This is a genomic window from Ruania alkalisoli (genome assembly GCF_014960965.1).
In the GTDB taxonomy this organism is placed as follows: Bacteria; Actinomycetota; Actinomycetes; order Actinomycetales; family Beutenbergiaceae; genus Ruania; species Ruania alkalisoli.
Map to the genome: position 1 here is coordinate 1,646,953 of NZ_CP063169.1, position 12,911 is coordinate 1,659,863.

A 12,911-nucleotide genomic window follows, 5' to 3' on the forward strand; every position below is an offset into this window, starting at 1 on the left:
GTGGTAATCGCGGCGCCGTCTTATAGCCCTGAGGAGGGCGCCGTCGGAGGTTCCGCATCCGGTGAGGCGAGATCCGCGTCGGAGAAGCGGGCAATGGTGGCTTCCGCGCGCCGCACCCGCCGAGTGGTCATCCCCGCGAGGCAGTCGGTGAGGAAGGAGTACGCTCCGGCGGTCTCGCGGGCGCTGCTCTCGCCGGCGTCGGCCCGGGTGCGCACGTCCCGCCACCAGTCGGCGATGTCACCCCACCCGGGAGCGGCCAGCGATCCTCCGAACTGCTGGACCGCGAGGGAGGAGCACAACGTGGCGAACCGGAGCCGCTTGGTCAGCGGCCACCCGCGCACGGTGCCGAGCACCAGGGCGGCGGCGAACACATCGCCGGCGCCGGTCGGGTCGATCGCGGCCACATCCAGGGCCGGCACCTCGGCCTCCTCGCCGGTGGCCGAGTCGATCGCGATCACCCCCTCGTGGCCGCGGGTCACCACGGCCAGCGGCACATGATCGGCGAGCGCGCGTAGCGCAGCCTGGGGGGAGTCGGTGCGCGTGTAACCCATCGCCTCCTGTGCGTTGGGAGTGAACGCGTAGCAGTCGGCGAGGTCAGTCAGGATCCGCCGGTCCCACACCTGTTCGGGATCCCAGCCGGCGTCGGCGAACACCAGCGCGCCCTGCGCGGCGGCGGTGCGCCACCAGTCGGCTGACCTGACTTCAGGGTCCCCCAGGTCGGCGAGCACCGCCCGGGTCGGTGGCGGCGGATCGAGCAGGGCGGCCACCGACTCCGGCGGCGGGTGACCGTGGGTGACCATCGACCTGTCGTCGTCCATGGCCAAGGAGACGGTCACCGGCGTGTGCCAGGCGTGGAAGCGGCGCGACCGGCTCAGATCCACGTGCTCCTGGTCCCGCAGCACCTGCCACATCCAGTCCCCGTACAGGTCGTCACCGAACCCTGCCGCCAGGCCGGTGCACAGTCCCAGCCGCGAGGTGGCCACCGCAAGATTGGCGATTCCGCCAGGGGAGGAGCCCATCCCGGTGGTCCACACCTCGGTTCCTGGCGCCGGGGGATGCGGGAAGCCGGTGAAGACGATGTCGAAGAAGACGGTGCCGGCGAGCAGCACGTCGAAGGCCGGGGCGTCCTCGGAGCTGGTGGACATGATGGTCTGAGTCTGCCACGGCTATGCCCTCTGGGTGCCACGATCTGTGGGATACGTTGAGGCCATGAAGCTGGTGATTCTCGGTGGTGGCGGGTTCCGCGTGCCGTTGGTCTTCTCGGCGGTGCTGGCTGCACGCCACCGTGTAGCGATCACCGAGGTGGTGCTGCACGACGCCGATGCCGCCCGGTTGAGTGTGATGCACCGCGTGCTCACCGCGCAGGCGGAGCGGCCGGCTACCGACGGCGGGGCTCGCCCCGATGGTGCACGGGGATCTGGGCAGGCCCCCGGCCCGGGCTTGCGTGTCCACGCCACGACCGACCTGGACGAGGCGGTCGCCGGCGCCGACGTGATCTTCGCCGCGATCCGGGTGGGTGGCACCCACGGCCGAGTCCTGGATGAGCAGGTGGCACTCAAGCACGGGCTGCTAGGCCAGGAGACGATCGGGCCCGGTGGCCTGGCCTACGCCCTGCGGACGCTGCCCATGATGGACCACGTTGCGGCCCGGATCGCCGAGTTGGCACCGCGGGCGTGGACGATCAACTTCACCAACCCGGCCGGGCTGATCACCGAGGCCATGCGTACCCACCTGGGCGACCGGGTGGTCGGCATCTGCGACACCCCGATCGGCCTGGTGCGGCGCGTGGCCCGTGTGCTCGGTGTGGACCCGGCCGCCGAGTCCGTGCAGGTGGACTACCTGGGGCTGAACCACCTGGGGTTCCTGCACGGGCTGCACGTCGAGGGTGTGGACCGGCTGCCCGAGCTCCTCGCCGACGACGCCCTGCTGGGTCAGATCGAGGAGGCGCGCACGCTCGGTCTGGACTGGGTCCGTGCCCGCGGTGCGATTCCCAATGAGTACCTCTACTACTACGACTACGCGCGGGAGGCGACTGCCACGATCCGTGGCGCCGATCAGACCCGTGGTGAGTTTCTCGACGCCCAGCAGGCCGCGTTCTATCTCGAGGCGGCCCGCGCCGAGGATCCGCGAGCGCTGTGGGCCCACACGCTGGCTGAACGCGAGGCCACCTACATGGCCGAGGCACGCGATGCCGACGCGTCGAGGGACGACGACGACCTTCAGGGTGGCGGGTACCACGAGGTGGCGGTGGATCTGATGGCCGCGTTGCTGGCGGGGGAGCGGCACCGGATGATCCTGGACGTCGCCAATGACGGGATCGTGCCCACGCTCGTCGATGATGCGGTGATCGAGGTGCCATGCGTGGTGAGTGAGGGGACGATCCGTGCCGAGGTTCCTCCCACGCCGCTCGCACTCGACGAGCTGGCACTGGTCACGGCGGTCAAGTCAGCCGATCGCGGCATCATTTGCGCTGCGCGGTCCGGTTCCCGGCAGCGGGCTTGGCACGCCTTCGCCGTGCACCCGCTGGTCGACTCAGCCGCCGTGGCGCGTGATCTCGTGGATGCCTACATCCGCGCCCACCCGACCATCGCGGCGGTTCTCGTCGAACCGTGAGGACCTGATCTCCCGACAATCCCGGATACTGGATACAATCGTGGGGTGAGTCGAGGACGTCTAGGCTGACTGGCATGGCGACCATCGGCTACGCGGCGGCACTGGAGCAGCTGCACCCGAGAGACGCCGTCGGCCTCGCGCAGACGGCGGAACGCCACGGTCTCACCGGCGTCATGGCCACCGACGTGATGCAGCCGTGGGTGCCTGCACAAGGGCAGGCGAGTTTCGTGTGGAACGTGCTGACCGCCGTCGCGGAGCGAACGCAGGGTGATATCGGACCGGGCGTGGCCGTGCCGACGTTCCGTTGGCACCCGGCCGTGCTTGCGCAGGCAAGCGCCACCCTGGCTGCCATGTATCCGGGACGGCACTGGCTCGGTGTCGGCTCAGGTGAGGCGATCAACGAGCACGCGGTGGGCCGGTACTGGCCGGAGGCACCGGAGCGGATCAACCGGATGTTCGAGGCGATCGATATCATCACCAAGTTGCTTAGCAACTCCCTGGCGGGGAAGGACTACAAGCACTCGGGGGAATTCTTCCGGATGGAGTCCACGCGGCTGTGGACTATGCCCGAGACGGCGCCGGAGATCCTCGTGGCCACCGCGGGGCCCGTGACCGCACGACGCGCCGGACGCCTCGCCGACGGGCTGATCACCATGGGTGGACCGAGCGAGAAGGTGGCCAGGCTGTTCGACCGGTTCGCTGCCGGTGCCAGGGATGCGGGGAAGGACCCAGCCATGATGCCGAAGGTGATTCGGCTGCACCTGAGCTGGGCACGCACCCAGGGCGAGGCGATGCGCAATGCGGTGACCGAATGGCCCAATGGGGCGATGAAGTTCTCGAAGGCGGATCTGCGCTCACCGTTCGAGGTGGCTCAGATTGCCAAGCTGATCCGGCCCGAGGACTTCTCCGGGGCCATGGTCGTCTCGGCGGACCCGGCCGATCACCTGCGCGAGATCCAACGTTACGTCGATCTCGGTGCCAGCCGGATCTACCTGCACAATGTGGGTCGCAACCAGGACGAGTTCCTGCGTGTGTTCGGCTCCGACGTACTCCCCAAGGTGGTTCATTGATGTTGCTCGCCCAAGCCCCCGACGGCCTCCCCGAGGTGACGTCCTCGACCGATCTCGCCGCTGCACTGACCCCGGTGCTGGGCGGACTCACGTGGCCGGACGGGTCCACGGGGCTGGCCGAAGGCGACATCGTGGTGGTTGCCTCGAAGGTGATCGCGAAGGCGGAAGGACGGCTGCGCAAGGCCGCAGACCGGGAGGCCGCGATCGATGACGAGACGGTGCGCGTGGTGGCCACCCGCGACTACCCGGACGGGTCCACGCTCAAGATCGTCGAGAACCGGCAGGGGCTGGTGATGGCGGCCGCTGGGGTGGACACCTCCAACGTGCTTCCCGGGACGGTGCTGCTGCTGCCCGAGGATCCCGACGAATCCGCACGGGTGTTGCGTCGTGGCCTGAACGCACGCCTCGGGGTGCGACCGGGGGTGTTGGTGACCGACTCGGTGGGCCGGCCCTGGCGGCGTGGCATCGCCGACATCAGTATCGGGGCAGCGGGTATCGACGTCCTGCAGGATCTGCGCGGGCGGAAGGATGCTCAAGGGCGCGAACTGCGGGCCACCGTGATAGCGGTGGCCGACGAGATCGCGGCCGCCGCCGACCTGGTGCGCGGCAAGACCGGCGGGCAACCGGTAGCGGTGGTGCGCGGTCTGTCTCACCTAGTCACCCTCAAGGACGGCGAGGGCGCCCACGTGGCCATCCGCCCGCCCGAAGAGGACATGTTCCGCACGGGGACCTGAAACGCCGCGTCACGAACTGACGGCGCTCAGCGCACCTGTGCCAGATGAGGCACGGTATCGCCGAGGGCCGTCAGTTCGTGACCCGTCAGGCGCGGTGCCGGCCGCCCGTGGCGCTGATCTCCTTCTCCGCACCGGCCGACGTCTCGCGCGAGGCAGTCGCTGCCAGGGACTGCACGAGCTTGTCGCCCTCGACGTCCAGGTTCGGCAGGATCTTCTCGAGCCAGCGTGGCAGCCACCACGCCTTCTCCCCGGCGATGGCCATCACCGCAGGGATGAGCGTCATCCGCACCACGAAGGCGTCGAAGAGGATGCCGATGGCGAGGGCGAAGCCGATCTGCTTGATCATCGCGTCGTGGGCGAAGATGAAGCCCGCGAACACCGAGACCATGATCACCGCAGCGGCGAGCACCACTCGGGCGGCGAGCTGGTAGCCGTGCACCACCCCACGCACTCCCGGGTGGCCGTGCACGTGCGACTCGCGTATGGATGACACCAAGAACACCTGGTAGTCCATCGCCAGCCCGTAGAGGATCCCGGTGATGATGATCGGTAGGAAGCTCAGCAGCGGTCCGGGAGTGTCGAAGCCGAACAGCTCCTTCGCCCAGCCCCACTGAAACACCGCGGTGGTGGCCCCCAGGGTGGCGAGAATGCTGAGCACGAAGCCGAGCGTCGCCGTCACGGGCACAAAGATCGACCGGAACACCAGCAGCAGGATGATCAGCGAGAGCGCCACGATCACCGCGAGATAGGGGATCAGCGCGTCGGAGAGCACCTGTGACATGTCGATGTTGATGGCGGTCACGCCGGTCACGCCCAGCTCGGAGCTGCCCAGGTTGCTCATGCCGTCCAGATCGAGGTCGCGGATCTCGGTCACCAGGTCCGCGGTGGTCTCGTCGTTCGGGCCCGCGTCGGGCACGACCGTCAGCGTCAGCAGCGTGCCGTCCTCGGACTGCCCGGAGGGCATGACGGCGCTCGCACCGGCCAGATCGAGCAACTCCGCCTTGAGCGTCGCGACATCGTCCGGGGTGTAGGCCTCCCCGGACTCGGCAACGACGAGCAGCGGGGCGTTGAACCCCTCCCCGAAGCCTTCGGTGAGGGCGTCGTAGCTTTGCCGCTCCACCGTGTCCTGGTTCGCAGTTCCGGCCGAGGGGAGGTTGAGCTGCATACTGGCGAACGGCGCGGCGATCACGCCCAGGCCGAGTACGACGGCGACCGTCACCCATGCCTTGTGGCGCACCAGTCCGGTGGCCCAGCGGGTGGCCGGGCCGGGCCGGTCGATCTCGTCGGTGTCCGCCTCGGCGGCCCGACGTCGCTGCTTGGCGGTGACCAGGCGCTCTCCGACCAGTCCGAGGATGGCTGGCAGCAGCGTCAGGGCGACGGTCACCGCGATGGCCACGGTTCCGGCGGCGATGAGGGCCATGATGGTCAGGAACTCCACACCCACCACGGACAGGCCGCTCAGGGCGATGATCACCGTGAGGCCGGCGAAGAACACAGCACTCCCGGCCGTCCCGACCGCGCGCGCAGTCGCCTCCCGGGCGCTCAGGCCCTGATCGAGAACGAAGCGCCGGGCGCGGTTGACGAGGAAGAGCGCGTAGTCGATGCCGACGGCCAGCCCGATCATGAGTGCCAGTACCGGCGTGATCGAGGTCATCGGGATGAGGGTTGAGAGAGCGTAGGCGCTCCCAACTCCCACCCCGACGCCGATGATCGCGGTGATGAGCGGCAGCCCGGCGACGACGAGGGAACCGAGAGTCAGGATCAGCACGATCGCCGCGACCACGAGCCCGACGATCTCGTTGGACCCGATCGGAGACTCGAACGTCTGCGTCAGACTCTCCGAAGGCAGCACGGTCAGTCCGGCTGACTCGGCGGTCTCGGCGGCCGCGACGATCTCGTCCGCAGCACCCTCGGGCAGGTCGAGCACCTGGTCGGTCAGCTGCACCGTCAGCATGGCGATCGAGCCGTCCGCGGAGGTGATCACCCCGGCCACCGGTGCCTCGCCGTCCATCAGGGGCAGCAGCTCGAGGTCACCGGCGGGTGCGAAGGCGTCCGCTGCGGCCTGCGCTGCGGCGGCCTCGTCTTCGGTCATGGTGCTCGGGTCGGCCTGCTGTGACCCGGTCTCCGGCTGGACGACGATATCGCTGTCGTTGATCTCGGTCACGGCGCCGGCGATCGCGGCGACGGCCCCGGGATCATCGACGCGTTCTCCCTCGGGTGCGGTGAACACGATCGTCGCCTGGGCGCCGGCGGCGCTGGGCATCTCCTCGTCCAGCTGGTCGAGGACTTCCTGGGCCGGGGTCCCGTCGATGCGGAACTCGGTCGACATCTGGGGCGGGTTGAGAGCTAGGGCGCCGCCGACGATCGCGAGCAGCACGACCCAGACGGCGATCACCCGCCAGCGTGCGCGGTAGGCGAAGGCGCCGAGACGGTACAGGAGAGTGGACAACGCAGGTTCCCTTTCGGTGTGCGGGATGGACCGTGAGTGTGGTGCCAGGGATGTCAGCGCGAAGGTGCGGCGGGGCCCGTGTGCCGTGGCTCGCCAGGGCCGATCCCGGTAGTGATGAAGCGCAGCAGCTGGGCGACGAACTCGTCGGTACTGACCGCATGTGGGGCGGGCCCGTCGATCTCGGTGACGTGGCTCTCGCGCAGGATCACGGTGGACAGCGCGGAGATCACGACTCCCGGCACCAGCCGGGCGACGAACGGATCGAGGGCCCCGAAGGACGGATCTCCGAGCAGCTCGGCCGCCCGCTCCCGTGCCTGCGCCTCGACCTGGTGGACGTGCGGGAGCACGGAGGGATGAGACTCGGCGAGGGCGGCGAACTGCCGGAAGGTGGTCACCACATCGGGGCTGAGCAGGGCGCGGGTGACCCGGCCGATGGTCTCGAGCAGGTCCGAACGACCGAACGCCTCGATCACGGCGCAGTCGTCGACACCCGGGGTCGCGCCCGGATGCACGAGCTCGGCGAGTGACTCGTGCACGGCCATCGCCACCACGTGGCTGATGGCTTCTTCCTTCGAGGAGAAGTGGTTGAAGAACGTCCTCCGCGCCACCCCCGTCGCCTCAGCCACCTCGTCGATGGTGAAACCGTCGACACCGCGCTCGCGGGCCAGAGCGAAGGCGTCGCGTGCAAGCTGGGCGCGGGTCTGTACTCGCTTGCGTTCACGCAGACCAGGGGAGGAGTGCGCAGAGGTGGGGGCCGTCGTCACTCCTCGACTCTCACATGAAAGTGCACAGAGTGCAATCATGCACTGTGTGCACCTCGTCACAGGTGCGCTGCTCCGTGGACGCGGGACAATAGGCGCATGAGCATGATTCCTCCCGTCGCCGTGGGCGGCATGGCCGATCCGGACGAGCCCAGCAGATTGAGCTATGCGGGCCTGTACGTGGCGGCGGATCGTGAGCGCGTGCTGACCGCGCTCGGTGAGCTCGGGTTCACCGGCTGGGTAGGGCCGCAGGAAGACCGATGGGTCCTGGTGATCGCCGCCAACGCACGCGGCGCCGTCGCCTCGAGGAAGCGCACGATCGATGCCCTGGCGCGAGATGCGGCAGGGCAGTTGCAGGCAGTAGTGCTCGCTGCCGAGGTGGACCGGGAGAGGCGGCTGCGCCTGTTCGGCTACGACAGTGACGGTGAGCGCGTGCGCTACGACAGCAACCCGCCCGAGGGGGAGGTGCCGGAGGCCGAGATCACCCTGGACGAGTTCGGTGAACCCGTGATGTCCGGCGACGCCTTCGCCGAGCTCGACGGTGAGGAGATTGCAGCAGGGCTGCTGGCGCTGTGCCAGGTGGAAGGTCCCGCTGACGCTGACGCTGACGCTGACGCTGACGCTGACGCTGACGCTGACGCTGACGCTGACGCTGGCAAGGGCACGTCCGAGGCACTCGCCGAGCTGCTCGAGGAAGAGCTGGGCGAGTCCACGAACGAGTCCGAGCGGATCAAGGCCGTGGCGCGGGCGCTGCAGCTGCCCACCTGGATCGTCGCCTCCGCCTCGCTCCCCAAGCGTGTCCCCGGCGGACCGGAGAAGGACGAGGTCACCTATCTCGGGCGTGGAAAGCAGGGCGCCTCAGGCCGGTTGGCGGCAGCCTGGACCAACCGGGTCCGCAAGAAGGCGAAGGATCCCGAGGACCGTCGCTGACTACAGTAGCGGTCCGAAGGGTTTGATCAGCTGTTCCAGCGCGCGGGTGATCGTCCGCCGCTGGTTCCACTGCTCGAGCGTGAGGCGCTGGGCGTTCGTCAGATCCGTGGCGAAGACTTCCTCCATGTGCTCGGCGGTGCCGTCGTCGAAGATCTCGAGGTTGACCTCGAAGTTGCCCGTCATCGACATCCGGTCGATGTTGGCCGTGCCGATCGTGGACCAGCGCCCGTCCACCGTCATCGTCTTGGCGTGGACCATCGCGCCGCGGAAGAGCCACAGCTCCACACCCGCTTCCAGCAGCGTGGCGTAGTAGGTGCGGGCAGCCCAGTCGGCGATCACGTGGTTGGAGACCTTCGGAACGAGTACCCGCACCGTGACGCCGCGCTGGGCAGCGTTGACGAGGGCGTTGAGGATCTCCCGGTCCGGGATGAAGTAGGCCTGGGTGATGTAGATGTGGTGCTGGGCGCGGTCCATGGCCTGCAGGTAGAGCGCCCGGATGGGGAACAGCATCCGGCTCGGAGCGTTCTCCGCGCCGCGGATGCGAGCCTCCCAGGCGCGGGCGCCGCGATCGGGCAGCTTCGGGTGGCGCTTCTTGCGGTTCTCGTTCCAGAAGTCGACGAAGGAGTCCTCGAGTTCCCATACCGACGGACCCGCGAGGCGTGCATGGGTGTCGCGCCACTGCGTGGCGTACAGGGAGCCGATGTTGTAGCCGCCGACGTACCCGACGGAGCTGTCGACGATGAGCAGCTTGCGGTGATCGCGGCCCGTCTTGCGAATGTTCATCGTCAGCAGCCCTGGGCGGAAGAACGGGAACCAGAGCACGTGCAGTGTGGGCAGGTCCGGGAGTCTCTTGAACCGCGGGTCGACCACGAGGTTGCCCCAGGAGTCCACGACGACGTACACGTCGACTCCGCGGCGCGCGGCGGCGATGAGTTCGTCCTTGAACTCCTGACCGACCTCGTCCGCCTTCCAGATGAAGGTCTCGAAGTACACCGTCTGCTCAGCACCGCGGATCGACTCCAGCATCGCGTCATAGACATGCTGGCCGAAGGTGTAGACCGTGACTTCGTCATCGTTGGAGACCGGCATGGTCTTCGGTGGGGTGCGCGGGAACTCCCCGCCCGGGGGGTCCCTTCGCTTGCGCAACCGGTCCACCGTCATCACGACCGCGACGGCCGTCCCGTGCAGAATCGCTGCCGCTGCGAGCCACCAGGCCAGCATGCGCCGACCCCGACGGATCGTCTCACCCACCCTCGACATGGCCTCACCGTACCTGCCTGGGCGCGCCCGGTGTCAGGCGGGCTCGCGCTCAGAGCGCAGTGAAGAGCAACGTTCGGCCGGTGCGCCCGGTGACCCACTCTGCCCGCACCCCGTACACCTGGGCGATGAGGTCGGGGGTGAGCACGTCCGCCGGGGCGCCTGCTGCGGCGACCTCCCCCTGGTGCAGCACGAGCACCTGGTCGCAGGCGTGGGCCGCGTGGGCGAGATCGTGCAGGGCCATCAGCACCCCGGTGCCGGCGTCGGCCACCTCACGGACGAGCGCGAGCATCGCCAGCTGCGCGGCGACGTCGAGGTGGTTGGTCGGTTCGTCCAGCAGCAGCAGTCGCGGCTGCTGGGCGAGCGCCCGGGCGAGCTGGACGCGTTGGCGCTCACCCCCGGAGAGAGTGGCGAAGTCCCGATCGGCGAGCTGGGCTGCCCCCGCCCGGGTCAGACACTCCTGCGCCAGGTCGAGGTCCGCCGGGGAGTCGCCGCCGAACGGCCCGCGGTGGGGGATCCGGCCCAGCAGCACCACCTCGCGTGCGCTGAGGGTGATCTCGGCGTGGGCCTCCTGCTCCACGAATGCCATCGCCTGTGCCCGGGTGCGGCGGTTGAGCTCGCGGGCGTCGGTGCCGTCCAGGCGCAGCAGCCCGGCGCTCGGGGGGAGGGCACCGATCAGCACCCGCAGCAGCGTGGACTTCCCGGACCCGTTCGGACCGAGGATCCCGGTCACCTCGCCGGCGCGCAGGCTCAGCGAGACCTCCCGCAGCAGTTCGGCGGACTCGACCCGGTAGCCCAGACCCTCGGCCGTCAGGTCCGCGACCTCGATCTGTGGTGGGGCGCTCATGAGTTTCCCCGGTTGCGTAGCAGCAGCCAGGCGAACACCGGCGCCCCGATCGCGGCCGTGAGGATGCCCACGGGGACTTCAGACGGTTCGAAGATCGTTCGCGCCCCGGTATCGGCCCACACGAGGAAGACGGCTCCGCCCAGCGCGGCCAGCGGCAGCAACCGCACGTGCCGTGCGCCCACCAGCAGGCGCACCACGTGCGGCAGCACCAGGCCCACGAAGCCGATCGATCCGCTGACGCTCACCAGGGCACCGGTGAGCAACGCCGTCAGAGTCAGCAGCAGCCACCGGGTGCGCGGTACGTGCACGCCGAGGGAGGTGGCTGCCGTGTCGCCGAAGGCGAAGGCGTCCAGGCTGCGCCCGTGCGCGAGCACCAGCGCCCCGATGATCACGACGGCGGCCCCTGAGATGGCCACGGACGTCCAGGTGGCCGCTGCGAGGGAGCCCATCAGCCAGTTGATGATCTCCCGGTAGGAGTCACCCTGGGCGGTGGAGAAGATCACGAAGGAGACCAGCGCCGAGCAGGCCTGGGCCACGGCGATCCCGGCCAGGATGGTGCGTGCCGGTGTGAGCCGGCCACCGATCCCGGCCAGGGCGAGTGTGGCGCCGAGGGCGAGGAGGGCGCCGGCGAAGGCAGCGATGGGCAGGGCGATGGCGACGCCCAGCAGCAGTACCGCCACAGCACCGAGTGCGGCTCCGGAGGAGACCCCGAGCAGATACGGATCGGCCAGCGGGTTGCGGGTGATCGCCTGCATCACCGCACCGCACAGCGCCAGGCCCGCGCCGACGCAGGTCGCGGTGAGCAGCCGGGGGGCGCGCCCCTGCCACACGATCGCGTCGCGGATGGTGGTGAGCGGGTTCTCGGCCGGGGTGATCGGGACACCGCGCTCGGCGAGCCAGGTGAGGCTGTGGTGCCAGGCGCTGCCGAGCACGTCGGCCGGGGTGATCGCCGCCGGGCCGATGGTCAGCGCGATCAGCACCGACCCCAGCAACAGGCCGAGCCCGAGCAGGATCCATAGGCCTAGGCTTCCGCGTCCCGGGGTGGGCGTAGGCGGTCGGGGATCCGTGGGCGCCGGGGCAGCGATGGCCGGAGCCACCCCCTCCTCGCGCACCGGGGCGGACCGGCGATCCTCGGAGGTTCGCCGGTCCGTCCTGGTGGTGCCGGGGCTGGTCACGCGCCCGCCATCGCCTGTTCCAGCTCGGCCAGTTGAGCGGCGAGGTCTGCCGCGGCACCGACGCTGCGCATCCCGGCCTCACTGGCCGGGAACGGCACGATCAGGTAGCGCTCCTCCTGGACTGCTGGCAGCACGGCAGTGGTGGGGGTGGACTCGAGCACCTCGATCTTGTGGTCGGCGGTGTTCCAGGCGGAGTCCACGAGCACGATCACGTCGGGGTTCGCATCGGCGATCGCCTCCCACGAGGCGGAGGTCCAGGTCTCCTCGGTTCCGGCCATGATGTTGGTGAGCCCGGCGGTCTCCATCAGCAGCTGCGGGGCACCGATCCCGGCGCCGACGAAGGGAGTGTCCGAGCCGGAGGAGTACCACAGTGCCGTGAGCCCGGCGTCGGAGGCCTCGATCTGGTCGAGCTGGGTTTGCTGGCCGGCCACCAGATCGGCGGCCGCCTCGGGAGCGCCGAGCAGATCGCCGGCCTCCGTGATCGAGGCGAAGACGTCCTCGAAGGTGAGCGGGTTGGGCTGATACTCGGGCTCCTGGCAGGCGGCGGGGGAGACATAGGTGGCGATGCCGAGCTGCTGCAGGTCGGCTCGCTCACCGGCGCCGTCGGCGGAGAAGTTTGACTCCCAGCCGGCGAACACGAAGTCCGGCTCGGTCTCCAGCACCACCTCTTCGGACGGCGCCCGTTCGGCCAGGACCGGAACGTCGGCGCCCGCTTCAGACAGGTTCTCGGGGAGGGGGCCGTCGGAGAATGCGGTGCCGACGAGGCGGTCTCCCAGACCGAGGGCGATGACCATCTCCGTGGAGGTCGACTTGATCGTCACGATCCGCTCCGGCGCCTCAGTCACGGTGACTTCGGTGCCGCAGTTGTCGACCGTGACGGGGTAGGTGCTTACGTCAGCGGTGGTGGCGCTGGAACCGGTGGACTCGTCAGGCTCAGGGCCGTCGGCGGAGGCGTCCGGTGAGCAGGCGGCAAGGGCAAGGATGAGGGGGACGCACGCGAGTGCGGATCGGGTCGACGGCACGGCAGGGACTCCTGGGCAGGCAGAGGTCAGATGGTGCGCGGGACCCTCCGGCC

Annotated in this window: 11 protein-coding genes; 4 read left to right on the plus strand and 7 right to left on the minus strand. The window is 69.4% G+C overall.

From position 1 onward, the window contains the following. Nucleotides 1-20: 20 nt before the first annotated feature. Nucleotides 21-1,145 carry a PfkB family carbohydrate kinase gene (locus tag IM660_RS07140; RefSeq protein WP_193498656.1) on the minus strand — a complete coding sequence of 375 codons (1,125 nt, stop codon included), beginning with the start codon at nucleotides 1,143-1,145 and terminating at the stop codon, nucleotides 21-23. Between the two features lie 64 nt (nucleotides 1,146-1,209). Here IM660_RS07140 and IM660_RS07145 point away from each other — a divergent pair, with 64 nt between their 5' ends. The 3 genes from IM660_RS07145 (at nucleotide 1,210) to cofE (ending at nucleotide 4,417) form a co-directional block, all read left to right on the plus strand. Continuing rightward, on the plus strand, nucleotides 1,210-2,613 hold the full coding sequence (locus IM660_RS07145) for a family 4 glycosyl hydrolase (RefSeq protein WP_193498657.1): 1,404 nt from the start codon (nucleotides 1,210-1,212) through the stop codon (nucleotides 2,611-2,613). 74 nt (nucleotides 2,614-2,687) lie between these two features. Next, nucleotides 2,688-3,683, plus strand: coding sequence for a TIGR03557 family F420-dependent LLM class oxidoreductase (locus tag IM660_RS07150; protein WP_193498658.1), 996 nt, complete (start codon nucleotides 2,688-2,690; stop codon nucleotides 3,681-3,683). Further along, nucleotides 3,683-4,417 (plus strand): coenzyme F420-0:L-glutamate ligase, encoded by a 735-nt coding sequence (cofE, locus tag IM660_RS07155; protein WP_193498659.1) that lies wholly within the window; start codon nucleotides 3,683-3,685, stop codon nucleotides 4,415-4,417. The genes IM660_RS07150 and cofE overlap by 1 nt, the downstream gene beginning before the upstream one ends. Before the next feature lie 85 nt (nucleotides 4,418-4,502). On the opposite strand, the gene IM660_RS07160 is transcribed toward cofE, so the two are convergent. Beyond that, nucleotides 4,503-6,866 (minus strand): MMPL family transporter, encoded by a 2,364-nt coding sequence (locus tag IM660_RS07160; RefSeq protein WP_193498660.1) that lies wholly within the window; start codon nucleotides 6,864-6,866, stop codon nucleotides 4,503-4,505. Nucleotides 6,867-6,919: 53 nt separating this feature from the next. Next, entirely contained in the window at nucleotides 6,920-7,630 is a 711-nt protein-coding gene (locus IM660_RS07165) for a TetR/AcrR family transcriptional regulator (protein ID WP_193498661.1), read from the minus strand. Between the two features lie 96 nt (nucleotides 7,631-7,726). Between IM660_RS07165 and IM660_RS07170 the strand changes: the two genes are divergently transcribed. Then, entirely contained in the window at nucleotides 7,727-8,557 is an 831-nt protein-coding gene (locus tag IM660_RS07170; RefSeq protein WP_193498662.1) for a hypothetical protein, read from the plus strand. Here IM660_RS07170 and IM660_RS07175 read toward each other — a convergent pair whose 3' ends face one another. From IM660_RS07175 to IM660_RS07190, 4 genes are all read right to left on the minus strand, one after another. Next, nucleotides 8,558-9,817 carry a phospholipase D-like domain-containing protein gene (locus tag IM660_RS07175; protein WP_210769091.1) on the minus strand — a complete coding sequence of 420 codons (1,260 nt, stop codon included), beginning with the start codon at nucleotides 9,815-9,817 and terminating at the stop codon, nucleotides 8,558-8,560. It abuts the gene before it with no gap. A gap of 49 nt (nucleotides 9,818-9,866) precedes the next feature. Next, on the minus strand, nucleotides 9,867-10,661 hold the full coding sequence (locus IM660_RS07180; RefSeq protein WP_193498663.1) for an ABC transporter ATP-binding protein: 795 nt from the start codon (nucleotides 10,659-10,661) through the stop codon (nucleotides 9,867-9,869). Then, entirely contained in the window at nucleotides 10,658-11,758 is a 1,101-nt protein-coding gene (locus tag IM660_RS07185; protein WP_425503881.1) for a putative F420-0 ABC transporter permease subunit, read from the minus strand. The genes IM660_RS07180 and IM660_RS07185 overlap by 4 nt, the downstream gene beginning before the upstream one ends. Before the next feature lie 74 nt (nucleotides 11,759-11,832). Further along, nucleotides 11,833-12,858: a putative F420-0 ABC transporter substrate-binding protein gene (locus IM660_RS07190; protein ID WP_193498664.1), complete on the minus strand. Its 1,026-nt coding sequence runs from the start codon at nucleotides 12,856-12,858 to the stop codon at nucleotides 11,833-11,835. Between the last annotated feature and the right edge of the window lie 53 nt (nucleotides 12,859-12,911).

Excerpts from the sequence above, each read along its gene's own strand:
- IM660_RS07140 (WP_193498656.1), bottom strand. The coding sequence starts at position 1,145 with ATGTCCACCAGCTCCGAGGACGCCCCGGCCTTCGACGTGCTGCTCGCC.
- IM660_RS07145 (WP_193498657.1), top strand. The coding sequence starts at position 1,210 with ATGAAGCTGGTGATTCTCGGTGGTGGCGGGTTCCGCGTGCCGTTGGTC.
- IM660_RS07150 (WP_193498658.1), top strand. The coding sequence starts at position 2,688 with ATGGCGACCATCGGCTACGCGGCGGCACTGGAGCAGCTGCACCCGAGA.
- cofE (WP_193498659.1), top strand. The coding sequence starts at position 3,683 with ATGTTGCTCGCCCAAGCCCCCGACGGCCTCCCCGAGGTGACGTCCTCG.
- IM660_RS07170 (WP_193498662.1), top strand. The coding sequence starts at position 7,727 with ATGAGCATGATTCCTCCCGTCGCCGTGGGCGGCATGGCCGATCCGGAC.
- IM660_RS07175 (WP_210769091.1), bottom strand. The coding sequence starts at position 9,817 with ATGTCGAGGGTGGGTGAGACGATCCGTCGGGGTCGGCGCATGCTGGCC.
- IM660_RS07180 (WP_193498663.1), bottom strand. The coding sequence starts at position 10,661 with ATGAGCGCCCCACCACAGATCGAGGTCGCGGACCTGACGGCCGAGGGT.